Origin of the sequence: Halorubrum sp. CSM-61, assembly GCF_003781945.1 — an archaeon.
In the GTDB taxonomy this organism is placed as follows: Archaea; Halobacteriota; Halobacteria; order Halobacteriales; family Haloferacaceae; genus Halorubrum.
The window spans coordinates 113,270-140,167 of record NZ_RJJW01000009.1 but is presented as its reverse complement, the minus strand read 5'-3'; the positions used below and the strand labels follow the sequence as shown (position 1 = coordinate 140,167).

Here is a 26,898-nt window from a genome sequence, read left to right as displayed (position 1 = left end):
TTCTCGATCTAACTTATCTAAGACACATATTTAAGATATGTATCTAAGATAGACGAGTGGGGTGTCTAAGATACATAGGTAAGTGTCTGACGCACATTCATTAGCTACGAATCCCATCTGGCGTACATGCTTGCCTACACGGTATACAGCGAAGCGGGCGGCGTCGGCAAGACCTCGCTCGCGGCGAACGCGGCCGTCGCTCACCAGCGAGCCGGTCTCGACGTGCTCGTCGTTCCGCTCGATCCGCAGGACGGGGACCTGAGCCGCCTACTCGGCGTCGACGCTGATCGCGCGGACGCGGACGCGGACAGCCTGGTCCGTCACATGGTCGGGAGCCCGCGCGGCCCCTTCGAGGACCTCATCGAGACCGCCGAGGGGATCGACGTCATCCCGGAACACAACTCGCTGTCCGATCTCACCCAACACCTCGATCGGGAACAACAGAAAGCCGAGGACTTCGGCGACGCGTACAACGTCCACGCACAGTTGCGCCGGGTCCTCGGTGAGGCGGGCGTCCCCGAGAGGTACGACGTTCTCGTCTGCGATCCACCGGCGACGGAAGGATCGCACCTCTACAACGCGATTTACGCGACACGGAACCTGCTTCTTCCGGTCGAACCGTCGGCGAAGGGACGAGCCGCCGTCGAGGGACTGGAAGATCTGGCGTCGAACTTCGCCGATCAGCTCAATATCGACGTCGGGGTGTTAGGCGCGGTCCCGATCGGAGTCAAGGGCACACGCGATCAGGAAGAGACGCTGGAAACGATTCCGTACGAGGTCCCCGAGGTCATCGGCGATCGGACGTCGTTGATAGAGGGGTGCTGGCGGCAGCAGTGTTCCGCGTTCGAGTACGTGCAGACCCATCGCGATCGACGCCGCGATTACGAGGTGGAGACGCTCGCGCAGTTCGATCGCATCGCCCGGTTCATCGAAGCCCAAGGCGGGATCGAAGCCCCGAGCCCCCCCGAACCCGGCGCGCTCGATGAGAACGAACGGGAGGTGACGGCCTGATGGGCGGCTTCAAGAGCGGGGCCGCCGACGACGACTGGGGGACGGAGACGGACGACGAGACGACGGCGACCGAGACGGACGATAGCGAAAGTACGGCTGAACAGACGAGTGATAAACCGAATAACGCGATACAAAGTTCATCAGGGCGCGTGTCTCGATCGGCTCAGCGAGATCTCCCGTGGGTGCTCACGCGGAACAGTATTACGGACGGCCGCGAGCAGACCGTACAGCTCCACCTCCAACAGTCGACGGTCGACTCGCAGCGCGAGACGACGCGAACGCTGGAGTCGGAGCTCGGGGAGCCGATCAAGAAGGCCGATCTCCGTGAAGCCGCGTTGCTCGTCGGGCTCCGACACACGGACGAGATCGCCGCAACGCTCCGGGAGTGGGGATACGACCTGGACTGAGTAATCTGCCGCGCGGTTGAGACCCGAATCGCTTGCTCGCCTCGTCGGTCAGGGGAGTCGACGACGGTTCACGGCTCGCCCGATGCCTCCCGAACCGAAGCCGTATCGGTGACAGCTGCGAGACGCGAATGCCGTCTCTCTTCTTTCGGATCGGCCGAACGCTCCTGACGGTCGCCGTTAATACAACGATATCCCGCGTTCTCACTGTGGGGGAACAGAACCGATTGCCACGGGAGACACCCGGTCAACCGGAGAATCACCCGCAGTTCGATGCATCGATAGGATAGAAATTACAGTAGTACATATGTAATTCTTAGCGGTGAGGTCATTCTATCATAAAAAATATAATTAATTATCGGAGACGGTATCAGACGTGACCAGGGTGCTCCATAGTGGTATTGCCAGTAATACCGAGCCGAAAGAGAGCGGAACGAAAGGCGTGGAGTATCCGGCTCCTAATACCCCCTGCCGCTCTCGTGTGGGACATATGTTCCGCATACTGTACTCAGGTTGAGCTCGAACACCCGGTACGCCCGGTTATGACTGAAGGCAATTATCCGTAGACGGACTCGGAGGCATCGACCGGTGCGCGGGTAGTCGATCGCCTCGAACGGGCGACGATCGAGAGTTCGAGGCAGTATAGCGACCGATTAACCGTGCAATCCCGCGGCGACACGCGATCTGTAGTGGGAAAGTGATACACAGCAAAGAATAACTTTTTAACGGAGGACTTCATCGGGCGAACTATGGCGTCCAACACGGACAATCCTGACAAGTCTGCAGATTCACGTGACACGACCGCGTTCGATCGTCGTTCGGTGCTCGCCGCGGGTGCCACCGCGGTCGCCGGAACGACGCTCGCCGGCTGTCTCGACGGTGGGGACGGCGGGGACGGAGCGGACGGTGAGGACGGAGCGGACGGCGGCGACGGCGGTAACGGAAGCGACGGCGGGGACGGCGACGACGGCGGCGGCGGCGGATCCACCACTAACATCGCGATCGTCTCCAGTCCGGCCGGGTTCGACGACAGCGCGTTCAACGACCTCGCGGTCGAGGGACTGGAAAGCGCACAGGAGGAGTACGACATCGAGATCAACCAGGTCGAGGAAACCGAACAGTCGAACTATCAGTCCACGCAGGCGAACCTCGCGGAGAGCGGCGACTACGACCTCATCGTGTTGGTCTCGTACAACCACACGGAGGCCCTCACGCAGAACGCGGCGGAGTACTCGGATCAGAACTGGATGCTCATCAACGACCACGTCGACGAGCCGAACGTGGCCGGGTACACGTGGGCCAACCACGAGATGTCCTATCTGGCGGGCGTCCTCGGCGGGACGATGACGACCGAGGAACTCTCCCACGAAGGGAGCTCGACCGACCCGGGCAACGCCCACATCGGCTTCGTCGGCGGTGTCGACGGCTCGCTCATCAACGCGTTCGAGGAGTCGTACGTCGCCGGGGCGGAGTGGGTCAACTCCGACGTCACGGTCAACGTCGGGTACATCGGCGACTACAGCGACACCGACACCGCCGCCAACATCGCCTCGTCCCAGTACGACAACGGCGCTGACATCGTCTACCACGCCGCGGCCGCGGCCGGACAGGGGGTCTTCGAGGCCGCTCAGGACAACGACCGCTTCGCGATCGGCGTCGACGCGGACCAGTCCGTGACCCTGGAGGAGTTCCAGGACGTCATCATCGGGTCCGCGGTCAAGTACATCAACGAGGGGACCCGCGAAGTCGCTTCGGCGGTCGCCGAGGACGACTTCGAGAGCGTGACGGGCGCGAACACGCTCGGCCTCGACGAAGAGGGGGTCGACGTCGTGATCGGGCAGGCGTTCGAAGGGGAGATGCCGGGCGTCGTCGAGGAGAACATCCAGGACGCGAAGGACGGAATCACGAGCGGCGATATCGAGGTTCCCTGTTCCGCCTCCGGCTGTAACTAACCCGCCTGCAGCCTCTATTGGTACTCATGATCATATTTCCGACGAAGGACAATGGCGACTGAACAGACACCGACCGCCGTTCGCATGGAGGGCATCACGAAGCGGTTCGGCGACGTCGTGGCGAACGACGACGTCGATTTCTCGGTGGAGAAGGGGTCGATCCACGCCCTCCTCGGCGAGAACGGGTCCGGAAAGACGACGCTGATGAGCGTCCTCTACGGGCTCTACGAGAAGAACGCCGGAACGGTCTCCATCGACGGCGAGCCCAGGGAGTTCGAGTCGCCCAGGGACGCGATGGACGCGGGCGTCGGCATGATCCATCAGCACTTCCAGCTCGTGGAGACGATGACGGTGCTCCAGAACATCGTCCTCGGCCGGGAGCCGACCGAGATGGGCCTCGTCGACACCTCGACCGCCCGGAGCGACATCGAGGAGATCTGCTCGCGCTACGACTTCCACGTCGACCAGTACCTCGACACGAAGGTTCAGGACCTCGATCTCGGTGCCCGTCAGCGCGTCGAAATCGTAAAGAGCCTGTACCGCGGCGCGGACATCCTCATCCTCGACGAGCCGACCGCGGTCCTCACCCCGCAAGAAATCGAAGACCTGCTCGACCTGATGGAGGAGCTCGCGGACGCCGGTCACTCGCTCGTCTTCATCACGCACAAACTGGGCGAGGCGCTCGACGCGGCCGACGAGGTCACCGTTCTGCGAGACGGTCGGGCCATCGGCACCGTCGACGCCGCCGGAACGACGGAAGCGGAACTCGCGCGGATGATGGTCGGCCGAGAAGTGCAGTTCGATCGTCCGCCTCGGGATCCGCCGGAAGGCGACTTCGTCCTTAACGCCGAGGGGCTCCACGTCCGAGGGAGCCGAGGCCTCGAACGGGTGACCGACGTCGATCTCGGCGTCCGAGAGGGGGAGATCCTCGGGATCGCCGGCGTGCAGGGGAACGGCCAGACCGAGCTGGTCGAGGCGCTGACCGGGCTCCGCGACGTCGATTCCGGCACCGTGCGCTTGAACGGCGAGGACATCACCGAGGCGAACCGGCGACACCGTATCGACGCCGGCATCGCGTATATCCCGGAAGACCGGACCACGGAGGGGCTCGTGCAGGACTACACGCTCGTTCGGAACGCGCTGCTGGGGAACCAGACCGTCGAGCCGTTCGCCGACGGCGGGATGATCGACTGGTCGGTCGTCAACGACCACGCCGAAGCGATCATCCGTGAGTACGACGTGCAGCCGCCGGACGAGGGCGCTAAGGCGAAGTCGCTGTCCGGCGGGAACCAGCAGAAGTTCATCGTGGGCCGGGAGATCGAACACGACCCCGACGTGATGATCGCCTCTCACCCGACGCGAGGGGTCGACATCGGTTCGATCGAGTTCATCCACGACCGGCTGTTGGAGCTGCGTGACGCGGGGATGGGGATCCTCGTCGTGTCCTCGAAGCTCGACGAGATCCAGAAGCTCGCCGACCGGATCGCGGTGATGTACGAGGGCGAATTCATGGACACGGTCGATCCGGAGACCACGACCGAAGAGGAACTCGGACTGCTGATGGCCGGCCACGACGCGGGTTCGGGCCACGGCGGGGGTGCGGGCGACGACGCGCCCGACGGGGGGTCCGGCCGTGAGTAGCTCGTCGGGACGCGTCTCCGACGTGGCCGACCGAGCGGCGGCCCTCATGCTTCGTGCGTCGGTGATCGAGCGGTTGGCGATCGCGACCGCCTCGACCGCGCTGGCCCTGCTGATCGGCGTCACCATCGTCGCGGCGGCCGGGTACGATCCGGTGCAGTTCATCACGAGCATGCTACAGGGGGCGCTCGGCGGGCAGTCGGCCGTCGCGCGAACGCTGCGGTTCTCGACGCTGTTCATCCTCACCGGCGTCGCGGTCGCGGTCGCGTTCCGGGCCGGCGTGTTCAACATCGGCGTCCAAGGCCAGTTCGTCGTCGGCGGCTTCATGACCATCATGTCGATAGTCTGGACGGCGCCCCTGTTACCGGAAGGCGCCGTCGGCGGCGTCGGGCTCATCCTCATCGGATTCGTCGCGGGGGCCGGTTCCGGCGGTCTGTACGGAGCGTTACCCGGCGCGCTAAAGGCCTACGCGGACGCGAACGTGATAATCACCACGATCATGTTGAACTTCATCGCGACCGGCGTCGTCGGGTGGCTGGTCCAGAACCCGTTCCGCGGCGAGGGAAACGCCGCGCCGAACACGGAGCGGATCCCGGAGTACGTCTCCTTTCCCAGCATCCTGTTCGACAGTTCCGGGTTCTCGATCGTGGGGCTCGCGATCGCGCTCGCGGTCGTCGCGGTGATCTACGTCGTGATGGAACGCAGTCGGTTCGGGTACGACATGGTGACGAGCGGCCATCAGGAGTCGGCGGCGACGTACTCCGGCGTCGACGCCAAGCGGACGGTCGTCTCGACGATGACCCTCTCGGGGATGGTCGCGGGAATCGCCGGCGCGGTGTTCGCGATCATGATCCAGGGCTACTACACCGATCCGAGCGGCATCGGAACGTACGGGTTCGACGCGATCGCCGTGAGCCTGCTCGCCGCGAACAACCCGCTCGGAATCATTCCGGCCGGCCTGCTGTTCGGCGGCCTCGAGTCCGCCGGGTCGCACATCGGGATCTACACGGACGTTCCGGTACAGCTCATCGACGGCGTCATCGGGCTCGTCATCCTCTTCGTCGCCGTCCCGGAGCTGTTCCGGATGGCCGCCGTGCGAACCGGCCTCGGGGGTGAGAAGCGATGAGCGACGACGCCGCCGGAGACAACCGCGTTCGGAACGCGGCGCTCGTCGGCATCCTCGTCGTGGCGGTATTAGCGGCGACGGCGCTGGACCTCCCGATCGTGGACATCGTCACGATCGGGTTCGTGGAGCGCTCGCTCCAGGCCGCGACCCCGATCGCGCTGACGGCGATCGGCGGGCTGTACGCCGAGAAGAGCGGCGTCTTCAACATCGGCGTCGAGGGGTTCATGATCTTCGGGGCGGCGACCGCGGCGACGACGATGTGGATCATCAGCGGGGGGTCGCCCGGTCAGGGCGACGTCTGGCTCGCGATCCTCGCTTCGGTACTGGTCAGTCTCGCGTTCGCGGTCGTCTTCGCCGTCCTGCTGATCAGATACGAAGCGGACCAGATCGTCGCGGGGTTGGCGCTCTGGTTCATCGGTCTCGGGTTCGGGCCGTTCATGGCGGTGCTCGTCTGGGACAGCCGAAACAGCCCGAGCCTCGAGGGGATCAACGACCTGACCGTCCCCGTGCTCGCAGACGTTCCGGTGCTCGGTCCGATCTTCTTCGACACGTCGCCGCTGGTGCTGTTCACCGCCGTCTTGGCCGTCGTCGCGTGGAAATTCCTCAACGATACCAGATACGGCTACTGGATCCAGGCGGCCGGTGAGAACCCGGAAGCGCTCGATACCGCCGGTATCGACGTCACGCGCGTCAGATACGCCGCCGTGATCTTCTCCGGCGTGATGGCGGGTCTCGGGGGGGCGGTGTTGCTCGCACACGCGGGGTCGTTCACCGGCACCGGCGAAACGATGGTCAGCGGCCGCGGTTGGATCGGTATCGTCGCCTACCTGTTCGGGAACTACAACCCGATCGGGGCGGCCGTCGCGGCGCTCGTGTTCGGCGGACTGGACATGCTGCAGATCCAGTTACAGACGGTCGGTATCGAGGTCCCCAACCGGCTGGTCAACCTGTTCCCGTACGCCGGCGTGATACTCGTACTCACGGTCTGGGGCTCCACGCGGACGCCCTCTGCGGTCGGTGAGACCTACGAGAGCGAGGAGTGACCGCCCGCGTCGCGGTCCGTTCCGGCGTTCGATCGGATCGGCGTTCGACGCCCTCTCGATCGCGGCGGATCGGCGGACGAGCACCGTGAAGGAAAGTGTATCGGCGGCAGACAGTTCCGTTTCGGTTGGTATGTGCTACTTTGTCACACTCTCCCCAAAGCTTTTCTACACTCATCGTACATAACGTTTCGTATGCCTGACCAACAGTCGGACGACTCGGAAGACTCTCATAACAGACGCCGGCGTCTCTTTCAGGGCCTCGGTGGAATCGGTGCCGCGGTCGGCCTCGCCGGGTGTAACGATTCTCCCAACGGCGACGACGGGACGGACGGCGACAACGGAACGGACGGCGACGACGGAACGGACGGCGACGACGGGACGGACGGCGACGACGAAACGGACGGCGACGACGGGATGGACGGCGGTAACGAGACCGACGGCGACGACGGAACCGACGGCAACGAGACGGACGGCGACGACGGAACCGACGGCGAGGATTCGGACGGCGACGCCGAGGCGGCCACGAACTGGGACAACTACTCCGTGACGGAGCTGGTCGTCGACGAGACGATGATGTCGCTGGACGTGGCGCCGGACGGTCGCGTGTTCTACATCACCCGGGGCGCGCTCTTCGGCGCAGACACGAACACCGGGACGGCCAAGGTCGGCTATATCTATCCCGACGAGGAGGAGACGGGGACCGCACTCGAACTCCCCGTCGGCACCGTCGAAGAGGACGGCGGTCAGGGGATCACGTTCGATCCGGACTTCGAGGAGAACGGTTGGGTGTACATCTTCTACGTGCCGCCGGAAGACGAACTGGAAGACCCCGACGACCCGTACATGCTGGTGTCGCGGTTCACGATGGAAGACGACTCGATCGATCCGGAGTCGGAGACGGAGCTCCTCCGGATCCCCCATCAGCGCGAGACGTGTTGTCACGTCGGCGGGTACCTCGAGTTCGACCTCGACGGCAACCTCCTCATCACGACGGGCGACGACACGAACCCCTTCGAGTCCAGCGGCTACACGCCGATCGACGGCCGAGACGGTCGCAAGAACTTCGACGCGCGGCGTTCCGCCGGGAACACCGCCGACCTGCGCGGGAGCATCCTACGGATCACTCCCGAGGACGACGGCTCCTACTCCGTTCCGGACGACAACCTGTTCACCGACGCCAACGACTACGGCGAAGAGATCGAAGAGGACCTCGTCAAGCCCGAGATCTACGTGCTGGGCTGTCGGAACCCCTACACTATCTCCGTCGACGAGGAGAGCGGTAACGTGTTCCTCGCCGACTACGGGCCCGACGCCGACAGCTGGGACACCGAACGGGGCCCCGTCGGTATCGTCGAGTACCGCGAGATCTGCGAGGCGCACAACGCCGGGTGGCCGTTCTCTCGCGGGTACAACTACCCGTATCGCCGTTACGACTTCGAGGAAGAGGAGTCCGGCCAGCCCTACTGGCCGCGGAACCTGCGGAACGAGTCCCCGAACAACGACGGGCTCACGGAGCTCCCGCCCGTCAAGCCGGCCGACATCTGGTACCCGCGGTCGTGGGAGGGGTATCTCGAGGCCCCCGACTGGGTCGACACCCCCGTCCCCGGCGAGCGGAGCTTCCCCGACCTCCCGGCCGGCGGCGCCCCGATGGCCGGACCGCGCTACCGGCACAGCGACGAGTTCGGCGAGGGCGCTCTCGACCCCCACTTCGACGGGAAGCAGTTCATCATGGAGTGGGGCGTGAACTACATCAAGTACATCACGTACAACGACGACGGCAGCGTCGAGTTCAACGACTTCCTCCCGGACGAGGAGTTCGTGTCGCCGAACGACATGGCGGCCGGTCCGGACGGTCGCCTGTTCCTCCAGACGTACGGCCCGCCGTGGGCCGGCGAGGAGGGCCGCGTGTACATGATCGAGTACGAGGAGTAACCGTTCTCCGGGGAAGCTCCGCGTTCGCGCCGGTCCCGTTTTTCGATTCCGCCTTCCTGAAAGGCGTCCGTACGCCGATCGGTCGCCATCTCCGTTCGCATGGCTGCCGACGCGTTTCAACCGCCGGTCTCGGCGTTACCGTCTGTGACAGCCGAAATACCGGTTCTTCAGCCGTGAGACGCCGGCCATACGCTCTCCTCTGCGGCCCGGTTTCCGGACCGTCGTCGGTTACTCGATCTGAACGTCGCCGATCATCGACGAGCTGTGGGGATCGCAGACGTAGCTGGCGATCTCCGACGTCGCCTCGGCAGTGAACGACAGCTGTTCGCCCTGCTCGCTCATGAGCTCCGTGCTGTAGTCGTCGACGACGCTCCGGTCCTCGTCCCAGAGTTCGAGGTTGTGGCGGCCGCCGTCGCCGTTCTCGTAGATGAACTCGTACTCGTTGCCCTCGAAGAGGACGATCGTCGGGTTCTGCTCGTCAGTGATCATCTCCGGAGCGACGCCGTTCCAGTTGACGCCGTCGCTCTCGAGGTGGATCACGCCGACGTCCTCCCACTCGGCGGAGTCAACCGAGCTACCGCCGTCCTCGCCGTCGGCGGTCTCGTTCGTTTCTCCGTCGCCGTCGGTCTCGTTCATTTCCCCGTCGTCGGTGGTCTCGTCGGTTTCTCCATCGCCGTCGGTCTCGTTCTCTCCGTCGTCCGGAGACCGCCCGTCGGTCTCGTTCGCGTCCTCGCCGTCGGTGGTCCCGTTCGTGGTCTCGCCGTCGGTGCCGTCGGTGCCGTCGGTGCCGTCAGTTCCGTCGGCGGCCCCGTCCTCGTTATCGCCCGAACAGCCCGCGAGGAACGTTACCGTCGCGACGCTACCTGCGATCTCTAACGTTCTACGGCGTGTTGTGTCGTCTGCCATCGGGAAGAATCGGGTCGCCACGTTGATAAACATTGTTTTCATTCAGTGAGACATTAACAAATAATCTGCTGAAGGGCCGCGGTCCGCCTCGGTCGCGGGTGAATCACCGAAACAGTTATTGGTAGACAGTCAGTCGTTAGCACGTAACCTACCATCGCGATCAGTGGTAGGAGGAATACCGATCACGGCGGAGACCGCACAACTCCAGACACAATGAGCAATTCAACCCAATCCGACGCAGAAGAGACCAGTAGTAACGAGACTCTCTCCACGAACCGCCGCCGCGTCCTGCAGGGCATCGGCGCGACCGGCGTCGTCGGCGTCGCCGGGGCATCGTCGGTCCAAGCCCGCCAGCCCCCCCTCGACAACGCCTCCATTCACGGAGAGGAAGACGAGATCGCGATCGGGAACCAGTTCTGGACGTACAACGAGAACTCCGACATGTCGGTCGCGGAGCTGATCCGCGAGAGCGCCGACGCGGGGTACGACATGGTCGAACCGTTCCAGTTCGACGATAACGAGGCGATCAGCACCGCACTGGAAGAGGCGGACATCGAGATGGGCAGCGCCCACGTCGGCGTCGGCCAGTTGGAAGACAACGACGAGCTCATACAGACCATGTCCGACTTCGGCGTCAACCACCTCGTCCACGCATATCAGGGGCCCGACACCTTCTCCGACGAGGACGCCCTCGAGGAGTTCGCCGGCCGGCTCAACGACGTCGCCGACACGCTCGCCGAGGAGGACATCCTGTACGGCTACCACAACCACAACCACGAGTTCGAGGAGACGATCGGCGACACGCCCGCTTTCGACGTCTTCGTCGAGAACCTCAACGACAACGTTCACCTCCAGATCGACGCGGGATGGGTACTGACGGGCGGCTACGACCCGATCAACTACATCCAGAAGTACAGCGACAGGACCTTCTCGATCCACATGAAGAACATGGCGGACGGGGAGTTCTACGAGATCGACGAGGGAGACGTCAGCATGGAGGCCGTCGCCACCGTCGCTCGGAACGCCGCCGAGGTCGACTACCTCATCTACGAGTACGACGCCGCGCCGGAGCCGATGGAGAGCCTACAGACCGGCGCCGAGTGGCTCGAACGGCTGAACAGCCGTCCCCACTACGGAGGCATCTGCGGAACCGGCTCCGACACCCACCCCGCGCTGTTGTAGTCGACATCCCTACGGGCATCTCCCTTTTCGACGACCGATCGAAGTCGGCGACACGGTGTGTTCGCCGCCCGCCAGGCGGCTCAGCGAACGTACTCTTCGAGGTACGCCAGCGCCTCCTCGGCCGCTCGGTCGGGAGCGTCGGGATAGGTGTACAACTCCAATGTCGCGAAGCCGTCGTAGCCGACGTCGGCTAACGCCCCGAAGATGCTCTCGAAGTCGATGTCCCCCTCCCCGGGGATGAGGTGGTAGTGTTTCCCCCGGCGTCCGCCGGCGATGTCCTCGAGGTGAACGCCGGTGATGTTCCCCGCACACTTCCGGACGCTCTCGGCCGGGTCCTCGCCGTAGACGGCCGCGTGGCCGATGTCCAGGTTGACGCCGAGCGCGTCGCTCCCGACGTCGTCGATCAGTTCGAGGACCTCGTCGGTGCACTCCACGAGGAGCTCCGGCTCGAACTCGATCCCCACGTCGACGCCGGCCGACTCGGCGTAGTCCGTGATCTCCGCCAGCGAGTCGAGGAGGTACTCCCTGGCCCGTTCGGGCGGGTTCCCGGGCAACGGTCGCCCGGTCGCGACGCAGACGGCGGGCGCGTCGACCGTTTCGGCCAGGTCGATCGCGTCTTTCGTGTACCGGATCCGCCAGGCGCGCTCGTCGTCGTCCGCGGTGACGATCGTCGGATCGAAGAACGACGACGGGGGCGCGTCGTCGTAGTATCCCGTCACCGTGTTCGCGTTGACGTTCGACACGTCCAGCCCGGTCTCGTCGAGCGCGGCGCCCAGCGACTCCCGATCGGACTCGTCGAATCGCGGCAGATAGGCGTGTGGCGTGTCGGCGAGGAGCTCGACGCCGGCGTAGCCGTGGTCGGCGATCCGTTCGATCGCTTCCGGCAGTTCGAACCGCGTGTACGCGTTGGTCGAGAAGGCGAGTTCCACCATAATCTCGTCTTCATCCCACGGGATCATATTCTTTGCGCTCATGACACCGCCCCCACGGCGGCGGATGGCCAGCCGATCGACGAGCCGCGCCGTCAGCTCACGTCGAAGACCTTCGAGAGGCCGACCGCCGGAACGAAAAACGCGACCGCGGCGATGGCCCAGCGCGTCCCGACCGTCGCGGCGAACGCGGCGGCCAAGATGGTCAGTCCCAGTACGCACGCCCCGACCGCCGGTCCGATCACGTCGGGCGACGGGTGGAGGTACGCCCTTCGCAACGGAAGTCCCGTCCAGACGACGAAGGCGGCGAGTAACGCGACCACGAGAGCGGCGTCAACGAGGGACATCGAGGCGACCGCGCTCGCGCCGACGACGCCGAGGGCCGCGATCGAGGTCCCAGCGACGCCGAGAGAGACCGCTCGACGTTCGGCCGCTCCGGTCTCGCTTTCGGCCATCTGTGTGACGCTCCCGATGTACAGCGCGACGATCGCCGGTATCAGAAACGCCCGTAGCGGGAGCGCGGTCGGTGCTACCGCTGCGGTCATTCCGAGGACGACGTTTATCCCCCTGTTGCCGCCCATGACCGCGGAGCCGATCAGCGATCCCTTGGCGACCCCGTCGTACACTACAATCCCCAGCGCCAGGACCGCGGCGACGGCGCCGGCGGCCGCGCCGGCGGACAGGAAGGCGACGCCGACGCCGCTCGCGAGCAACGCCGCTCCGAAGGTCAGCGCCCTATCGCGGGGGATCTCGCCCGACGGGATCGGGCGTTCCGGACGGTATCGAGCGTCTTCCTCGACGTCGAAGTAGTCGTTCAACGCCATCCCCGCGGCGTACAGTAGCACGGACGAAACCGCGAGGCCGACGACCGTCCCGACGGGGACGGCGTAGCCGAAGCCGCTGACGACGGCCGCGCCCAAGATGACGTCCGGCGGGGCGGTGAAGAGGTTCGGGACGCGAACGAGCCTGGCGTAGGCCGCGAGCGAACTCCGCCACCGACCGGTCCGGTGGAACCGGTCGCCGTTCCGCTTCATAGCGGTCCGAACGGAGCACAGACCGTCTCAGGTCCAACCATGCTCTTCGAGGTAGTCCATCGCCTCGCTCGCGGTCTCGTGCGGGGTCTCCTCGTAGGGGTACAGTTCGACCGTCACGAAGCCGTCGTACCCCCTGTCTCCGAGCGCCCGCAGGAACCCGTCGATGTCCATGCCGCCCTCGCCGAGTTGGGTGTGCTCGTGGGTCCTGTCGGCGGGAATGTCTTCGAGATGGTAATGACCCGTGTGGGCGGACAGCTTGTCGATCAGCTCGATCGGGTCCTCGTCGACGCAGTAGAAATGGCCCGCGTCGAAGTTGCAGCCGATCCGCGGCGAGTCGATCCGGTCGACGAACTCAAGGAAGTCGTCGGACGTCTCGATCAGCAGCTCGGGCTCGGGTTCGACGAGGACGTCGACGCCCACCTCCTCGGCCGTCGGCATGACCTCTCGGATCCCCTCGAGGAACAGCGCCATCGCGTCCGCCTCCGAGGTCCCGTTCGGGATCGGTCCGCCCGGCGTGAGCGAGATGCTGTCCGCGCCGAGCGCGTCGGCGGTCTCGAGCGCGTTCTTCGTGTGCTCCACGCGCGCGCGCCGGTCCTCGGCGGCGGGTTCGAGGAACGACGGGTGGTGGAACGCCTCCGTGTCGCGGTCGTACTCGGCCGCCGCGCTCTCGGCGGTCGGTTCCAGCGCCTTGAGCATGAACGCGTTGCAGTTGCTCACCGCGAGCCCGTTGGCGTCGAGCAGGTCGCGGACCGCCGCCACGTCGCTCTCGTCGGCCGTCCCCGGGAACAGATGGGGCTCGTCGAGCAGGATCTCGACGCCGTCGTACCCGATATCGCCGAGCGTCTCGAGGCTCTCCTCCAGTCCGTGTCGCTGGAACGCGTTCAGCGAGAAGCCGAACTCCATCAGTGGCCCTCGTACTCGAAGTTCGGCGACTGGTCGAAGAACTCGTAGGGGTTCTCGAAGACGACCTTCCGGACCGCCTCCCGGTCCCAACCGCGGTCGAGCATCTTGTCGCGGGCCTTCGGCACGGCGAGCGGGTCGGACGGGTCCCAGTCCGCCGCGCTGTTGAGCATCATCTTGTCGGTGCCGTACTCCTCGAGCAGGTCGATCGCGGTGTCGTCGTCGATCTTCCCGGGATAGAGCGTGAACCCCATCCAGCAGTCGGTCTCCGCGGTGATGTCGACCGTGTTCTCCGTGTTGTGATCGATGACGATCCGCTCCTGCGTGACGCCCTCGTCCCGGATCATCTCGACGATGCGCTCGGTGCCCTCGGGCTTGTTCGTGTGGGGCGTGTGAACGATGACGGGAAGCTCGCGTTCCTCTGCCATCCGGAGCTGTCGCCGGAAGGCGTACTCCTCTTCTTCGGTCCCCTGATCGAGCCCGATCTCGCCGACGCCGACGACGTTGTCGCGATCGAGGTACTCGGGAACCCGATCCATCACTCGCTCGGCCATCTCCGGGTAGTTGGCCTCCTTCGGTTCGAGCCCGATCGTCACGTAGTGGTCGATACCGGCGGCCCTGTCGGCGCGCTTCGTCTCGAACTCGATGATCTGCTCGAAGTAGTCGAAAAAGGACTCCGCGTGCTGTTTGTCCTGCCCGCTCCAGAACGCGGGCTCGATACAGCACTCCACCCCCGCCAAGCGCGCGCGGTCGTAGTCGTTCGTGTTCCGAGAGATCATATGCATATGCGGATCGATGATCGGGATTGACATGACGTACGATCGATGTTCGTCCTACTATACTTATTTTTTTGCCCCCTTATTCGACCGGCCGGGCGATCCGCCGCCGCGGCCGGCACGGAGATATATACCGATCCGCTCCGAACTGAGAGGTATGCCCGAGTACTGTCCCCATTGCGGCGCCGCCGTGAGTTCGGTTCGGCGAGAGCCCGAAGACGGACGCCCCTACGAAGTCTGGGTGTGCGAGGACTGCGAGGAGGAGTGGCGACATCCGGAGGAGACGGTTCTGGACAGGGAACTGGACTTCAGCGGGACCGGAGAACAGCTCTCGCGTCGGGAGTCGGACACGGACATGACGTGGTGACGCTCGAACGCGCTACCGGGCCGTACTAACGAGGCGGATTAAACGGAGCCAAATTATATGTGTACATGGAGTGATCGGTTCGTATGACGACCGGTGTGTGGTTAATCGGCGCGAGAGGGAACGTTGCGAGCATCTCGATGGCGGGAGCGCGAGCGATCGCCAGGGGCGTGGTCGACTCGACCGGAATGGTGACAGCCAGGGAGCCGATGGCGTCGCTCGACCTGCCGAGCGTCGACGACCTCGTCTTCGGCGGTCACGATATCCGGGCACAGAGCATCGAGGAGACCGTCGAAGCGGCGAACGAGGCCGGCGGCGTCCCGAACAGAGAGACACTGGACGCGGTCCGCGAGGACCTGCGAGCGATCGACGAGCGGGTGACCATGGGGACGGCGAGGCAGTGCGGACAGGTCGTCGAGGACCTCTCCGACGACGGGGTGACCGACGAGGGAACGCTCGCGGACATCGTCGCACGGATCCGGAGCGACTACGAGGCCTTCGCGGCGGACCAAGACGTCGACCGGCTGGTCGTCGTCAACGTCGCGTCGACCGAACCACCGGTAGGGGGAGCCGAGCGGTTCGACACCCTGGAGAAGCTCGAAACGGCGATCGAAGACGACGATCCGGATCTCCCGGCCAGTTCGCTGTACGCGTACGCCGCGCTGATCGACGAGCGCCCGTACGTCAACTTCACGCCGAGCACGGGATCGGCGCTCGGCGGACTGCGAGAGCTGGCCTCGCAGAATGACGTTCCGCACATGGGTCGCGACGGGAAGACCGGAGAGACGCTGGTGAAGTCGGCCCTCGCACCGATGTTCGCCGGGCGGAACCTCCGCGTGCTCTCCTGGGAGGGTCACAACATCCTCGGCAACAGGGACGGGCTCGTCCTGGAGGACGACGCCAACAAGGAGGGGAAAATCGAGAGCAAGGGGAACCTCCTCGAACAGATCCTCGGCTACGACCACCACAACGCGGTCCGGATCGATTACACGCCGTCGCTCGGCGACTGGAAGACGGCGTGGGACCACATCCACTTCCGGGGGTTCTTAGGGACCGAGATGAAGATGCAGTTCACGTGGGAAGGGTCTGACTCGGCGCTCGCCGCCCCGCTCGTGCTCGACCTGATCCGGCTCGTCGCGTTCGCCGACGAGCACGGCGAGGGCGGTGAACAGCCGCAGCTCGCCTCCTTCTTCAAGTCGCCGCAGGGCGTCGACGAGCACGACCTCTCCCGGCAGCTCCAGCGGCTCTACGACTACTCAGAACGACATCTGAACGACGCGCGGCCCTCCGGGGGGACCGCCGAATAATGTCGGGGCCCTCGGACCCGACCGCCGGCCGCGCGATCGTCCTCGACGTCGTCGGCCTCCAGCCTCGGCACCTCGAAGCGGGGCTCGCTCCCAACGTCAAACGGTTCGTGAACGGCGATTCGGTGGCGTCGCTCGAACCCCCGTTCCCCGCGGTCACCGTCCCCGCCCAGACGACGCTCGCGACCGGGCAATCGCCGGCGGAACACGGCGACGTCGCGAACGGGGAGTACGACCGCGACGAGAGGTCGGTCGCGTTCTGGGAGCGAGACCGGGGGTCGCGGAACCGGCTGTGGGAGGCGGCGAGCGACGACGCGGGGCTGACGACGGGTGCGCTCTTCTTCCAGCACCTCATCGGGACCTCGGCCGACGTCGCCGTCACCCCGTCGCCGATCGAGGACGAGAACAACGACATGATCGAGATGGACTGCTGGACCAATCCGGACGACTTCTACGACGCCCTCCGGGAGGAGCACGGCCACTTCCCGCTGCACAACTACTGGGGCCCGGCGGCCGGCGAGGCCGGCAGCGAGTGGATCCTCGAGGCCGCGCGGGAGTCGATCGCCCGGTACGACCCCGACCTGCTCTGGATCTACGTGCCCCACCTGGACTACGACGCCCAGCGACACGGCCCCCGGTCGACGGAGTTCGAGGAGGCCGTGGCGACCGTCGACGACATGCTCGGAGAGTTCCTCGCGTGGCTCGTGACGACCGACCGCTGGTCCGAGACGGTCGTCAACGTCGTCAACGAGTACGGGTTCCACCCGGTCGACACGCCCGTGTTCCCGAACCGCGCGCTCCGCGAGGCCGGACTGCTCTCGGTGGAAGACGACGGGTCGGGCGGCGAAGAGGTCGACATCCCGGCGTCTCGGGCGTTCGCGATGGTCGATCACCAGGTGGCTCACGTGTACACCGGCGCGCCCGACGAAGCCCGTCGCGTCCTGTCGGAGCTGTCCGGAGTCGCCGCCGTACTCGGCGCCGAGGGGAAACGGGAGCGCGACCTCGATCACCGGAACGCAGGCGATCTGGTGCTCGTCGCGGAGTCGAACGCCTGGTTCCAGTACTACTGGTGGACGGACGACGAGTCGGCCCCGTACTACGCGACGGACATGGACATCCACGCGAAACCGGGCTTCGACCCCTGCGAACTGTTCTTCGGGGACGCGGGGCTCGCGTCGCTCGATCCGACGAAGGTGTCCGGATCGCACGGGCGAGTCGACGAGGAGGCGTACGGGATGTACGGGCTCGGCGGCCCCGCGGCCCCGGAGCTCGCGCTCGACGACACCGCCGTCGACGCGCGAGACGTCGCCCCCACGCTCGCGGACCTCCTCGGGATCGACGACGCGGTGTCCCTGTCGTTCGACCGGCCGTCGCTAGTGCGGTAGAACGTCCGCAGCGGTGCCCCTCCCCCCGCGAGCAGGTCCGAGTTTCCGGTTCACACTGTCCGTGCCCGCTGCGAGCCCGTTCGTCGGTCCGTACGTCACGGCTCGACGAGAACGCCCTCATCGACCGTTACCTCATTCAATCGACGTCCGAGGTCGACTCTGCGACCGGTAACTCTGCGTGAGTGTCCCTCGCGTGCACCCGATAGTACAGTGCACCTCCGGGTCGCGTCGCGAACACGAATACCGATACCCAGAAACATAATTTAATAAATAGGAATGTAGCGGATAACTCGATCAGCGGGGAAACACCCGGTGTATTACTCGTCGACGAAATCGTCGAACGTCATTAGTAGCTTATTAACGTCGCTCGGTATCGGTCTCTCACTCCCGTCGCGCAGCTGGACTCCGATCTAAGCGCCGGTCGAGTGCCCTCGCACTTGAAATGCATTCACCCAAATATCGTAAATAAGCAGTCACTCAATTACGGACGTACTTTTGTAATGGTGAATAGTCACACCCTCTATGCGCTATTAATACTATTTTTCTCGTTGGTGTTGCGTTGAACTCTCTGTGCAGACGTCGTTGCCCGCCCCGAATTGTTCGCTCATTTGGCGCCAGGGTCGCAGTAGCGTTCCGCGCGGACCGCGCTCGGCCCCTAGTCGAGGACATCCGCGGAATCGTCCCGCGGTCGATACTCCAGCCGCTGCATCGTCTCCGTGAGGGAGAGGTATCTGTCGCCGTTGGCGGAGATCCCGTGTGCGACGACCGGCGAGCCGTCGATCGGCGTCCGGACGGCCGCGCGCAACAGCGCCCGACAGTCTCGGTGACTGAGCCACATCGCGCGGGCGAAGCGGTGACGGTCGGCGGGCTCCGGCCCCAGGTCTCGCAGGCCCTCGCGCGACAGCAGCCATCCGATGCGAACGACGACGACCTCGAGGTCGTACCGGTCGGCGGTGTACGAGCAGAGCGCCTCGGTGGCGACCTTGGCGACGCCGTAGTGGGAGTCCGGGCGCGGCGGGGCCTCCGTGTCGACGACCGTCGTGGGACTCTCGACGGTCGATTCGAACGCCGAGGGGTCGTCGCGGTTGTACATCCCGTGGACGTGCGCCGAACTGGCCACGACGACCCGGTCGAGGTCGTTCTCGCGGGCGGCCGCCATCGCGTTCGCGACGATCCGGAGGTTCGCCTCCTCGCCCCCTTCCCCCCACTCCGACCCGTCTTCCGTCACCCACGCGAGGTGGACGAGCGCGTCGACGCCGTCGAGCGCGTCGACGAAGGCCTCTCTGTCCGTTGCGTCGAGCAGGTCGCTGTCCATCTCCTCGTGTTCGCGGTGCGTCAACAGCGTGAGTTCGTCCCGGTCGAACGCGTCGACGGCGACGCGGCCGACCTTACCGGCCGCCCCAGTGATCGCGACGTGCATACCGAGCCGATACCGTTCCAGCACCGTAACTTGCCGGTGTGTCAGTGCGTCCGTATGCCCGTCCGCGTGTCGAACCGATCGCGGCGCTCCCCGTGAATACACCGCCGATCCACACTTTCTCCGAGTAAGACGCTATTTCCGAAATACTCGTCGTCTAACAAACCGTCGGGACACCGTTGACGTTCTCGTCATGGACTCGTCCTCCTCTGATCGAGACTCCAATACGGCGGCAGACGACCGGATTCCGGAATCGCCCGTAAAAGGAGAGACGCTCGATCGGACCGTCGACGAGACCGAAGCGGTGTTTCACGCCGAGACTGACCGAGAGCAGCGACGGATCCGGACGCTGATGTACGAGACGGATATCTTGGAAGCGGTAGTGGAGTCTATATCCCCCGACGACGTGTTCTACGATATCGGAGCGAACGTCGGCGTGTACACGTGTTTCGCCGGTCAGCACGCGGACCGCGTCGTGGCGTTCGAACCGCACGAGGAGACGGCGGCTCGGCTGCGCGAAAACGCCGAGTTGAACGATATCGACGTTACGGCGTTCGAGATGGCGGTCGCCGACTACGAGGGGACCGCGTCGCTGACCCACCCGCGTCGGTCCCCGGACGAGCTCGGAACCGGCGAGTTCTCTGTCGCACCGGTCGACGACGCGACCGACGTCGCCGACGTCGCCGTGACGCGAGTGGACGCGGTCGTTCGAGAGAACGACCTCCCCCGGCCCGCCGTCGCCAAGATCGACGTGGAAGGCGCCGAACGAGAGGTCCTCGACGGGGGCGAGGAAACGCTCTCAGCGTGCCGAGAGCTCTTCGTCGAGGTCCACACCGACCACGTCGGCGTCGACGGCGTCGTCTCGCGGTTGACGGACGTCGGGTTCGAAGTGACGACGCTGAGAGAGCGAGGTAACACGGAGTTTCTGCGGGCGACGACGCCTCCTTCGGCCGGTTCTCCGAAATAAGCACCGTATAGTCTTCACCCGTCCCGGGATGCTACCGCCATGGAAGACATACCGGGTGTCGTTACGCTCAGCGACGGCGACTGGACCGACGCGTTCCGACGCCTCGACGCGCAGCGGGGCGGCATCGTCTGGGTCCCGCCGGGAGTCCACGACTGCGAACCGACGACCGTCGACCTCGCCGACTACGAGTCGCTCGGCGACAACTTCGCGATCCGCGGTGCGGGGCTCGGGGCGAGCGTCCTCGATTTCGGCACGGGCGTCGGCGACGGCTTCTCGATCCTCGACTCCAACGGAGGGGATATGTTCTACACCGAGATCACCGGCGTCGGGTTCCAAGGCGCCCGCGACGGCGTCCTCTTTCGGCTGGGCAACGACGAGTGCACCGACGCGTACAACAGCTGTCGGCTCTCGTTCGCGACGAACAACGGTTCCCCCGACGGAACCGCCGCCTGCCGACTCAATCACGTCCTCAACAGCCGCCACTTCGGGGTTCACAACTGCGACGGCGGCACCGCGCTCGAACTCAGACAGTTCCAGTTCGGCGGAATCACGGGGTCGGTCAGCAGTAGAGAGGGCCTCTCGATGGATTTCCGGGGGTACTCGATGGCGAACGTGGTAGAGTGGCTCAACGTCGAGGCCTGCGCCGACGGGGTCAGGATCGTCGGCGAAAATAGCGGCATCAACCGATTCGGGATGCTCTACGGCGCGAACGTCCACGGAACCCTGTGGCGACACGAGGCGCCCGTCGAGACGCGAATCGACGCGGCGTTCCTCGGGAGCAACATCGAGAGGGTCGGCCGATCGACCGCGGGATCGGTCTCGGTCGGCCTCACGAACGGATCGGCGTCGGCCTTCAAAAGGGAATGACGGTTCCGTGAAACGATCAGTTCACTGAGTGCCGTCGGGGCCAGATCCCGCGACGTGCCCGTTTGTGTGAATTATAACTAATGGGCCCTGCGGCGATGCACCAATGATGCACCGTCAGAGACACTCGCAGGTCGCCGAGCACGTTCAGGGTCGCTCACAGGTCAGCGAAGACGAACGGTCGCGCGAACGGAAGCCATGAGCAAGCCGGCACAGCGGCGCGAGTCCGAGGTCGCTCCGGCGGAGGAACCGACGGTATCGCGATCGAGCCGGAGCGATCTGAAGCGTATCACGATGGTAGCGACGCCCGACGACGGGTCCTGCGGAATCGGCACGTACGCGCGGGACCTCATCAAGGGGATCGGGGCGGTCAGCGCGGACACCGTGGAGATCCCACAGGACGATCGCTCGATACCCGCCTTCCTCCAGCTCGCGGTACGCGCGGCACGGGGGAACGGGGACGTGGTTCACGTCCAACACGAGTACGGGCTGTTTCGCCGCGAGGGGAGCAAGTATCCGGGAGTGCTCGGCCTCCTCTTCTTCCCGGTGCTCTACGTCGCGTGCGCGCTCCGGTCGAAATCGATCGTCGTGACGATGCACTCCGTGCTCGATTTCGAGCCGGACGAGGCGCCGTTCTCGGTGAGGCTCTACCTCCTGTTGATGCACAAGCTCCTGGCCGTCTGCTCGGCGCACCTGATCTTCCTGGCGCCCGATTGCGCCTCGAAGTTCCAGGGGGACATCGCGCTCGAATCGGACGAGTACAGCCTGCTCTCACACGGCGTGAACACCGACGTCTCGCCCGATCTGTCGAAGGCGGAAGCCAAGCGACGGTTCGGTTACGACCCGGACGAGCCCGTGGTCGCCATCCCCGGATTTATCCGCCCGCCGAAGGGCCACGACATCTTCCTCGAGGTCGCGTCCAAACTCCCCGAGTACGAGTTCATGATCGCGGGCGGCGCGCGCCCGAAGGGCGAGGACTTCGAGTTCGCGGAACAGATTAAAGCGGACGCGCCGGACAACGTGACGGTCACGGGGGTCCTCGACGACGACGACTACTGGGCCGCGCTCAAAGCGCCCGACCTCGCCGTGCTTCCGTACCGCGTCGTGACGCAGAGCGGGACGTTCAACGCGTGTGCGACACAGGAGCTTCCGGTCCTCGCCAGCGACGCCGAGTACTTCGAACGGATCGAGGGGGCGTGGGGCACACCGGAGACGGTCGACGTCTCGGACGCCGACGAGGTGGCCGAGCGCGTCCGACAGCTCATGGAAGACGAGAGCCGCCGAACGAAGCTCGCCGACGTCATGGCCCAGTACAAACGGGCCAACAGCTTCGAGCAGGTCGGCACCGATCACCGTCGAATCTACGATCGCGTGCAACCCGACGCGGAGAGCGAGCTCGAACCGTCCGTCGAGTCGGCGTAGTTCGCCGGACGCCCGAACGAGTCGCGAACGTTACGCGCGACATCCGAATCGGACGGTCGACTGCCGCCCGGCTCGCTGACCGACGATCGGGTCGCAATCGGCGAACCGCACTGGCGCAGAGTGAGGCGACAAACGGGTTCGGAACGGAGCGATGCGATCCGCGCGAGTACCGCTAAATATGACCTTTGTCCGTGTTAAGCAGAGCGACACCGCCGTTGGTGGCCTCGGAGAGGGCGTCCACGAACGACGTTACTTCGGGTGATTGTCCGGATTTAACAGAGCGATACGTGAGCGAACGGGTGTGCGTTCGACCCGTGTTCGCCCGGTTACAGGAATCGATCGCTAACCCGCCAGTGAGCCGCGACCGGCGGCGCGCCTACGCGGCTTATATTAAAGCCCTCACACGGAAATCAAACGGACATGGAAACCGTTGTAGTTGCCACCGTCCCAACTGACCGGTTCATTCTGGAAGAGACCGTCGAGCAGGTCCCGGACGTCGAATTCGAGTTCCTTCAGTCCGCCATCCACAGTTCGAACAGCACGATGCCCTTCCTCTGGACGTCGACGAGCGAACCGGACGAACTGGACACCTCCCTACAGGACGACCCGTCCACGCAACGCGTGCGCCGCCTGTCCATAGACGGGAGTCGCGCCCTGTACGAAGTCGACTGGACGGCGTCCGCGGCGCGTCTCATCGACGAGTTCGCCGAGACCGACGGCTCGGTGCTCGACGTCCAGGGGATGTCCGACCACTGGGAGTTTCAGATCCTGTTTCCCGACCGCGAGACGGCGTCGGAGACCTTCCAAGCGTGGTGTGACGACGGCATCAGCCCGTCGCTGTCACGTATCGGCAACCTGTCGTGTCCGGAGGACAACAAGGGGGGGCTGTCGCCGACGCAACACAGCACCATCACCCAAGCGTTCGAGGCGGATTACTACAAAGTTCCGCGGGGCACGACGCTAGAGGAGCTGTCCTCGGGCTTCGACGTGTCTCACCAGGCCGTGTCCGAACGCCTCCGGCGAGGCCACTCCCACCTCGTCGAGCAGATGCTCTCGGAAACGACGGCCGGAGTGGAAAGCCGGCTGTGACCGTCGCTCTCCCCGTCACCGAAGGCGACGGTCGGGTCGCGCTCACGTCGCGGGCCCGCTCCGAAGGACTCCGGCTCCCGTCTCGTTACCGGCTCCCGTCTCGTTACGCCGCCGATCTCTCGTGAAGCGTTCACACAGCAGAAACCGTCGGTACGTCGCGAATTAGAGGGAACTATCGAATATGGGTTCACGACACACTCACACGGCCGAAAATGCGGTCCACGTAGTGCGGGGAATCGCTCGCGAATCGAAGGAGAAGAACGTCCCGTTCATGGCGGGGAGCATCGCGTATTCGGCGTTCGTCTCGCTGCTTCCGCTCGTGCTGCTGTTGACGATCGCGGCGTCCGTGCTCGGCGGCGAAGTGCTGGTGAATCAGGTTCAGCGGGTCACGGAGAGCTACCTCACGCCGAGCGGACAGTCCCTCTTGGTCGACAGTATCAACCAAGCCGGCAGTCAGACCGGGCTTTCGATCCTCGGGTCCCTCGTGCTCCTCTGGGGGATACTTCGGGTCTTCCGGGCGCTCGACACGGCCTTCTCGGCCATCTACGACACCCAGTGGAAAAACGATCTCCCCAATCAACTCAAAGACGGGATCGTGGTACTGGTGTCGTTGGGGATCGCGCTGGTCGTCGTCGTCGGCGCGGGACTGCTCCTCCATCTCGTCCCGAACCTCCCGTTGCCCGGGCTGGTGAGGGGGGCGTTGTTGATCGTCGGTCTCACGGTCGTGTTTCTCCCCATTTACTACGTGTTTCCCGACGTGGATCTGTCCCTCAAGATGATCCTTCCGGGGACGATGGTCGCGGCCGTCGGGTGGGCGGTTCTCAACGCCGGCTTCGGGATCTACGTCGCGTACTCGTCGACCCAAGCGCTGTACGGCGTCGTCGGCGGCGTGATACTCCTGATCACGTTCCTCTATTTCGGCGCGTTGGTGATCCTGATCGGGGCGGTCACGAACATCGTGCTCATGGGCGGCCGGTCTTCCGCCTCGGCCGAGCCGTCGAGCGCTCGGTGACATCCCGAACGCGAACGACGCTCCGGCCCGCGGGAATCCCTGTCGGGTCCCGGTAGTATCCGTTCACTCCGACGGCCGTCGATCGTCGACGTAGAGGTACAGCCCGACGTTGACGAGGACGCCGGCGGCGAGCAATCCCCAATTGGCGAGGGGATCGTTGTACCAGACGACGTCGATGCCGAGGGAACTCGGGTACACCGGCCAGAACGGTTCGATGGAATCGGCGATGTCCGGCGCCGAGAGGATGTCCGCGAAGAGGTGGGCGATTCCGGGGATCCAGACCGCCAGGAAGCCCAGGCGGACGCTGTTGTCCACCGCCTGGGGGGACAGCCAGGCCGTCTCGTCACCGATCTTCTCGAATATCTTTCCGACGACGGGGGCGATGACCGCGGCCATGAGCGTCACCGCGAGCACGGTGTGGATCGTCCCGTGGTGCTTGACGGTCGGAACGACCCCCTCGAGCACCAAGTCGATGTCCGGTAACATTCCGAACGGGACGCCCGACAGGACGAACGCCGCCGCCGTTCCCCGGTGGTCGAGGACGAGCCACGCCGGCGCGAGCCAGAGCAGCGCCATGCCCAGGTGGCCGCTCACGTCTACCATGCGTGGGGCGCTCCGATCGTAGTGGATTCCGGTCGCCGGCCGGTCCGCGAGAAACGACGAGTCACCGTTCCGCCCCGTCCTCGGATCGGCGCACGTCCTTTTCGATCTGGTCGGCGCTCCCGAGAGTCCAGACGTTGATCTCGCCGCCGGTGTTGACGTCGCGCTCTGTCACCGTCTCCAGCGTGTTTCGCACCGCGGCGGCGGGGTCGTTCGCCGCCTCGTCCGCGTCGAGCGCCTCCAGCAATCCGATGGCGATCTCCCTTCCGGAACCGAGCGCGACCTCGCCCCCCTCGAGTACGCGTCCGTCGGAGGCGACCTCTCTCAGGGTCGCGGTCCCGTCGTCGTCGCGAGCGCCGATCACGGCGTCGACGCCAGCGTCCTCCGCTTCCCTGGCCGCGATGCGAGCGATGACGTCGATATCGGGAGTCTTCTCGCTCCGCAGCCCCCGATCTCGGAGTTTGACCTCGAACTGACGGCGGAACTGCTGAACCGCCCCCGATTCACCCACGACGCCGACGCCGACGCCCTTGAGGCCGAACACGCGCCGGAACTGATCCGACGACACCGCGTCGCCGTCGACGAGCCGAGTGTCCCCGGCGATAGCCACCCCTGTCGGCGTCTCGATCGCTACTACAGTGCTCATCACTCATTGAGGACTGCCCTCAGCCCATTAATATCGTGGCCTGCGTGTGCAGGGGGAGGCGGAGATACGGGATCGGGGACCGTTCGAGAGCGATGGACGGAACCCGGATGACCGGAACGTCGGGTGCTCTCGGTCGGTCACTGGACCTCGTTGTACATCTCGTCTATCATCTCTTTGAGATCGGGGCTGCCACCGCCGGGCTGACGGGGCGTGTAGCTGAACTCCCCTTTCCCGTCGGGCGCTTCGCCCTGCGTCCACGGCTGTTCCGGGTCGGGCCGCTCCTCGCGAGCGGTGGACATGAACGAGTAGTTGTACTCCTGATTCTCCTTCTCCTGATCGAAGCTCGCCGGGACGGGGCGGTGTTCGCCGAGGCTCTCCAAGGCGGCGTGCCACTGGTTCTGGTGCATCGTGTCCCGGGCGATGAGGTACTCCAGCATCTCCTTCATGCCGGGGTCGTCGGTGAACTCGTAGAGCCGGGTCGCGAGCACGCGTCCCGTGGACTCGGCCATGACGTTCGCGTACAGGTCGGCGGCGAGGTTCCCGGAGGCGACCACGTAGTTCCCGGTGAACGGGACGCCGTTGCTGTCGACGGGCATCGCGTGTAACCCCGCCGAGAGGGCCTGTCGCGGCTGGCCCGACCGCATCATCTCGTCGACGACGGCGTCCTCGCGGGCGGCCTCGCGGGCCTCCTCGGACGCCCCTTCGAGGTTCTTCGAGACCGCGGTCGCGAGCATCTCGATGTGGCCGAGCTCCTCGGTCGCGGTCTCCATCAGGAACTGCCTGATCTCCCGTTTCTCGGCCGGGATCGCGAAGGCCTGAAACATGTACTGCAAGGCGACGCGCATCTCTCCCTCCGCGCCGCCGATGGCCTGCTGGAGCATCTTCGCGAACCGGGGGTCGGGGTTCTCGACTTCGACCTCGAACTGGAGCTGGTTGTCGTGGTAGAACACGGCATGGGCAGTAACGTCAGAGGCCGATAATAGCGTCCTGCTTGC

At 65.1% G+C, this 26,898-nt stretch carries 25 protein-coding genes; 16 read left to right on the top strand and 9 right to left on the bottom strand.

All coding sequences use genetic code 11. The features are described 5' to 3' along the window. Positions 1 to 126: 126 nt before the first annotated feature. The 7 genes from EDM04_RS15315 (at position 127) to EDM04_RS15285 (ending at position 9,106) form a co-directional block, all read left to right on the top strand. Entirely contained in the window at positions 127 to 1,011 is an 885-nt protein-coding gene (locus EDM04_RS15315; protein ID WP_123623613.1) for a ParA family protein, read from the top strand. Continuing rightward, positions 1,011 to 1,418, top strand: coding sequence for a hypothetical protein (locus tag EDM04_RS15310; RefSeq protein WP_123623611.1), 408 nt, complete (start codon positions 1,011 to 1,013; stop codon positions 1,416 to 1,418). Before EDM04_RS15315 ends, EDM04_RS15310 begins: the two co-directional genes overlap by 1 nt. A gap of 818 nt (positions 1,419 to 2,236) precedes the next feature. Further along, positions 2,237 to 3,367, top strand: a complete 1,131-nt coding sequence (locus EDM04_RS15305) for a BMP family ABC transporter substrate-binding protein (protein WP_123623674.1) — start codon at positions 2,237 to 2,239, stop codon at positions 3,365 to 3,367. 84 nt (positions 3,368 to 3,451) lie between these two features. Further along, positions 3,452 to 5,008: an ABC transporter ATP-binding protein gene (locus tag EDM04_RS15300; RefSeq protein ID WP_123623672.1), complete on the top strand. Its 1,557-nt coding sequence runs from the start codon at positions 3,452 to 3,454 to the stop codon at positions 5,006 to 5,008. A gap of 46 nt (positions 5,009 to 5,054) precedes the next feature. Then, positions 5,055 to 6,131: an ABC transporter permease gene (locus EDM04_RS15295; RefSeq protein WP_123623670.1), complete on the top strand. Its 1,077-nt coding sequence runs from the start codon at positions 5,055 to 5,057 to the stop codon at positions 6,129 to 6,131. Further along, positions 6,128 to 7,174: an ABC transporter permease gene (locus EDM04_RS15290; protein ID WP_123623609.1), complete on the top strand. Its 1,047-nt coding sequence runs from the start codon at positions 6,128 to 6,130 to the stop codon at positions 7,172 to 7,174. Before EDM04_RS15295 ends, EDM04_RS15290 begins: the two co-directional genes overlap by 4 nt. Before the next feature lie 192 nt (positions 7,175 to 7,366). After that, entirely contained in the window at positions 7,367 to 9,106 is a 1,740-nt protein-coding gene (locus tag EDM04_RS15285) for a sorbosone dehydrogenase family protein (protein WP_123623607.1), read from the top strand. Between the two features lie 228 nt (positions 9,107 to 9,334). Here the strand turns inward: EDM04_RS15285 and EDM04_RS15280 are convergent, their stop codons facing one another. Further along, the gene (locus tag EDM04_RS15280) at positions 9,335 to 10,012 is read right to left on the bottom strand and encodes a plastocyanin/azurin family copper-binding protein (protein ID WP_164471148.1); all 678 of its coding nucleotides are present in this window, start codon (positions 10,010 to 10,012) and stop codon (positions 9,335 to 9,337) included. Positions 10,013 to 10,225: 213 nt separating this feature from the next. Between EDM04_RS15280 and EDM04_RS15275 the strand changes: the two genes are divergently transcribed. Then, positions 10,226 to 11,194 carry a sugar phosphate isomerase/epimerase gene (locus EDM04_RS15275; protein WP_123623602.1) on the top strand — a complete coding sequence of 323 codons (969 nt, stop codon included), beginning with the start codon at positions 10,226 to 10,228 and terminating at the stop codon, positions 11,192 to 11,194. 80 nt (positions 11,195 to 11,274) lie between these two features. On the opposite strand, the gene EDM04_RS15270 is transcribed toward EDM04_RS15275, so the two are convergent. The 4 genes from EDM04_RS15270 to EDM04_RS15255 all read right to left on the bottom strand — a co-directional run bounded on the left by EDM04_RS15270 (position 11,275) and on the right by EDM04_RS15255 (position 14,842). Then, a complete protein-coding gene (locus EDM04_RS15270; RefSeq protein ID WP_123623668.1) occupies positions 11,275 to 12,126 on the bottom strand; it encodes a sugar phosphate isomerase/epimerase in 852 nt (283 codons plus the stop codon). Positions 12,127 to 12,218: 92 nt separating this feature from the next. Further along, on the bottom strand, positions 12,219 to 13,157 hold the full coding sequence (locus EDM04_RS15265; protein ID WP_123623600.1) for a UbiA family prenyltransferase: 939 nt from the start codon (positions 13,155 to 13,157) through the stop codon (positions 12,219 to 12,221). Between the two features lie 27 nt (positions 13,158 to 13,184). Next, the gene (locus EDM04_RS15260; protein WP_123623598.1) at positions 13,185 to 14,060 is read right to left on the bottom strand and encodes a sugar phosphate isomerase/epimerase; all 876 of its coding nucleotides are present in this window, start codon (positions 14,058 to 14,060) and stop codon (positions 13,185 to 13,187) included. After that, positions 14,060 to 14,842, bottom strand: a complete 783-nt coding sequence (locus EDM04_RS15255; RefSeq protein ID WP_206424478.1) for a TatD family hydrolase — start codon at positions 14,840 to 14,842, stop codon at positions 14,060 to 14,062. Before EDM04_RS15255 ends, EDM04_RS15260 begins: the two co-directional genes overlap by 1 nt. Positions 14,843 to 14,990: 148 nt before the next feature. On the opposite strand from EDM04_RS15255, the gene EDM04_RS15250 reads away from it, so the two are divergent. The 3 genes from EDM04_RS15250 to EDM04_RS15240 all read left to right on the top strand — a co-directional run bounded on the left by EDM04_RS15250 (position 14,991) and on the right by EDM04_RS15240 (position 17,886). Beyond that, a complete protein-coding gene (locus EDM04_RS15250; protein WP_123623596.1) occupies positions 14,991 to 15,200 on the top strand; it encodes a hydrogenase expression protein HypA/HybF in 210 nt (69 codons plus the stop codon). Between the two features lie 83 nt (positions 15,201 to 15,283). Continuing rightward, the gene (locus tag EDM04_RS15245) at positions 15,284 to 16,504 is read left to right on the top strand and encodes an inositol-3-phosphate synthase (RefSeq protein WP_123623594.1); all 1,221 of its coding nucleotides are present in this window, start codon (positions 15,284 to 15,286) and stop codon (positions 16,502 to 16,504) included. After that, positions 16,504 to 17,886: an alkaline phosphatase family protein gene (locus tag EDM04_RS15240; protein WP_123623592.1), complete on the top strand. Its 1,383-nt coding sequence runs from the start codon at positions 16,504 to 16,506 to the stop codon at positions 17,884 to 17,886. Before EDM04_RS15245 ends, EDM04_RS15240 begins: the two co-directional genes overlap by 1 nt. Positions 17,887 to 18,541: 655 nt before the next feature. Here the strand turns inward: EDM04_RS15240 and EDM04_RS15235 are convergent. Further along, entirely contained in the window at positions 18,542 to 19,306 is a 765-nt protein-coding gene (locus EDM04_RS15235; protein WP_123623590.1) for an NAD(P)-dependent oxidoreductase, read from the bottom strand. 190 nt (positions 19,307 to 19,496) lie between these two features. Here EDM04_RS15235 and EDM04_RS15230 point away from each other — a divergent pair, with 190 nt between their 5' ends. The 5 genes from EDM04_RS15230 to EDM04_RS15210 all read left to right on the top strand — a co-directional run bounded on the left by EDM04_RS15230 (position 19,497) and on the right by EDM04_RS15210 (position 24,657). Then, positions 19,497 to 20,270, top strand: a complete 774-nt coding sequence (locus EDM04_RS15230) for an FkbM family methyltransferase (RefSeq protein WP_123623588.1) — start codon at positions 19,497 to 19,499, stop codon at positions 20,268 to 20,270. A 39-nt stretch (positions 20,271 to 20,309) separates the two neighbouring features. Beyond that, complete coding sequence (locus tag EDM04_RS15225) at positions 20,310 to 21,137, top strand: hypothetical protein (RefSeq protein ID WP_123623586.1); 828 nt, start codon at positions 20,310 to 20,312, stop codon at positions 21,135 to 21,137. 291 nt (positions 21,138 to 21,428) lie between these two features. Further along, positions 21,429 to 22,556, top strand: a complete 1,128-nt coding sequence (locus EDM04_RS15220; protein WP_164471147.1) for a glycosyltransferase — start codon at positions 21,429 to 21,431, stop codon at positions 22,554 to 22,556. Between the two features lie 420 nt (positions 22,557 to 22,976). Beyond that, on the top strand, positions 22,977 to 23,645 hold the full coding sequence (locus tag EDM04_RS15215; RefSeq protein ID WP_123623582.1) for a helix-turn-helix domain-containing protein: 669 nt from the start codon (positions 22,977 to 22,979) through the stop codon (positions 23,643 to 23,645). A 226-nt stretch (positions 23,646 to 23,871) separates the two neighbouring features. Then, positions 23,872 to 24,657, top strand: coding sequence for a YihY/virulence factor BrkB family protein (locus tag EDM04_RS15210; protein ID WP_164471146.1), 786 nt, complete (start codon positions 23,872 to 23,874; stop codon positions 24,655 to 24,657). Between the two features lie 63 nt (positions 24,658 to 24,720). On the opposite strand, the gene EDM04_RS15205 is transcribed toward EDM04_RS15210, so the two are convergent. The 3 genes from EDM04_RS15205 to EDM04_RS15195 all read right to left on the bottom strand — a co-directional run bounded on the left by EDM04_RS15205 (position 24,721) and on the right by EDM04_RS15195 (position 26,853). Beyond that, positions 24,721 to 25,260, bottom strand: coding sequence for a metal-dependent hydrolase (locus tag EDM04_RS15205; RefSeq protein WP_123623578.1), 540 nt, complete (start codon positions 25,258 to 25,260; stop codon positions 24,721 to 24,723). Between the two features lie 61 nt (positions 25,261 to 25,321). Continuing rightward, entirely contained in the window at positions 25,322 to 25,903 is a 582-nt protein-coding gene (locus EDM04_RS15200; protein WP_123623576.1) for a 20S proteasome subunit A/B, read from the bottom strand. A 137-nt stretch (positions 25,904 to 26,040) separates the two neighbouring features. Next, positions 26,041 to 26,853: a manganese catalase family protein gene (locus tag EDM04_RS15195; RefSeq protein ID WP_123623574.1), complete on the bottom strand. Its 813-nt coding sequence runs from the start codon at positions 26,851 to 26,853 to the stop codon at positions 26,041 to 26,043. Between the last annotated feature and the right edge of the window lie 45 nt (positions 26,854 to 26,898).

Bases quoted from the DNA above. Each gene is read 5' to 3' on its own strand.
- EDM04_RS15310 (WP_123623611.1), top strand. From the start codon at position 1,011: ATGGGCGGCTTCAAGAGCGGGGCCGCCGACGACGACTGGGGGACGGAG.
- EDM04_RS15215 (WP_123623582.1), top strand. From the start codon at position 22,977: ATGGAAACCGTTGTAGTTGCCACCGTCCCAACTGACCGGTTCATTCTG.
- EDM04_RS15250 (WP_123623596.1), top strand. From the start codon at position 14,991: ATGCCCGAGTACTGTCCCCATTGCGGCGCCGCCGTGAGTTCGGTTCGG.
- EDM04_RS15265 (WP_123623600.1), bottom strand. From the start codon at position 13,157: ATGAAGCGGAACGGCGACCGGTTCCACCGGACCGGTCGGTGGCGGAGT.
- EDM04_RS15245 (WP_123623594.1), top strand. From the start codon at position 15,284: ATGACGACCGGTGTGTGGTTAATCGGCGCGAGAGGGAACGTTGCGAGC.
- EDM04_RS15270 (WP_123623668.1), bottom strand. From the start codon at position 12,126: ATGGTGGAACTCGCCTTCTCGACCAACGCGTACACGCGGTTCGAACTG.
- EDM04_RS15300 (WP_123623672.1), top strand. From the start codon at position 3,452: ATGGAGGGCATCACGAAGCGGTTCGGCGACGTCGTGGCGAACGACGAC.
- EDM04_RS15225 (WP_123623586.1), top strand. From the start codon at position 20,310: ATGGAAGACATACCGGGTGTCGTTACGCTCAGCGACGGCGACTGGACC.
- EDM04_RS15205 (WP_123623578.1), bottom strand. From the start codon at position 25,260: ATGGTAGACGTGAGCGGCCACCTGGGCATGGCGCTGCTCTGGCTCGCG.
- EDM04_RS15230 (WP_123623588.1), top strand. From the start codon at position 19,497: ATGGACTCGTCCTCCTCTGATCGAGACTCCAATACGGCGGCAGACGAC.
- EDM04_RS15315 (WP_123623613.1), top strand. From the start codon at position 127: ATGCTTGCCTACACGGTATACAGCGAAGCGGGCGGCGTCGGCAAGACC.
- EDM04_RS15200 (WP_123623576.1), bottom strand. From the start codon at position 25,903: ATGAGCACTGTAGTAGCGATCGAGACGCCGACAGGGGTGGCTATCGCC.
- EDM04_RS15235 (WP_123623590.1), bottom strand. From the start codon at position 19,306: ATGCACGTCGCGATCACTGGGGCGGCCGGTAAGGTCGGCCGCGTCGCC.
- EDM04_RS15260 (WP_123623598.1), bottom strand. From the start codon at position 14,060: ATGGAGTTCGGCTTCTCGCTGAACGCGTTCCAGCGACACGGACTGGAG.
- EDM04_RS15280 (WP_164471148.1), bottom strand. From the start codon at position 10,012: ATGGCAGACGACACAACACGCCGTAGAACGTTAGAGATCGCAGGTAGC.
- EDM04_RS15275 (WP_123623602.1), top strand. From the start codon at position 10,226: ATGAGCAATTCAACCCAATCCGACGCAGAAGAGACCAGTAGTAACGAG.
- EDM04_RS15220 (WP_164471147.1), top strand. From the start codon at position 21,429: ATGGTAGCGACGCCCGACGACGGGTCCTGCGGAATCGGCACGTACGCG.
- EDM04_RS15255 (WP_206424478.1), bottom strand. From the start codon at position 14,842: ATGCATATGATCTCTCGGAACACGAACGACTACGACCGCGCGCGCTTG.
- EDM04_RS15290 (WP_123623609.1), top strand. From the start codon at position 6,128: ATGAGCGACGACGCCGCCGGAGACAACCGCGTTCGGAACGCGGCGCTC.
- EDM04_RS15240 (WP_123623592.1), top strand. From the start codon at position 16,504: ATGTCGGGGCCCTCGGACCCGACCGCCGGCCGCGCGATCGTCCTCGAC.
- EDM04_RS15295 (WP_123623670.1), top strand. From the start codon at position 5,055: ATGCTTCGTGCGTCGGTGATCGAGCGGTTGGCGATCGCGACCGCCTCG.
- EDM04_RS15285 (WP_123623607.1), top strand. From the start codon at position 7,367: ATGCCTGACCAACAGTCGGACGACTCGGAAGACTCTCATAACAGACGC.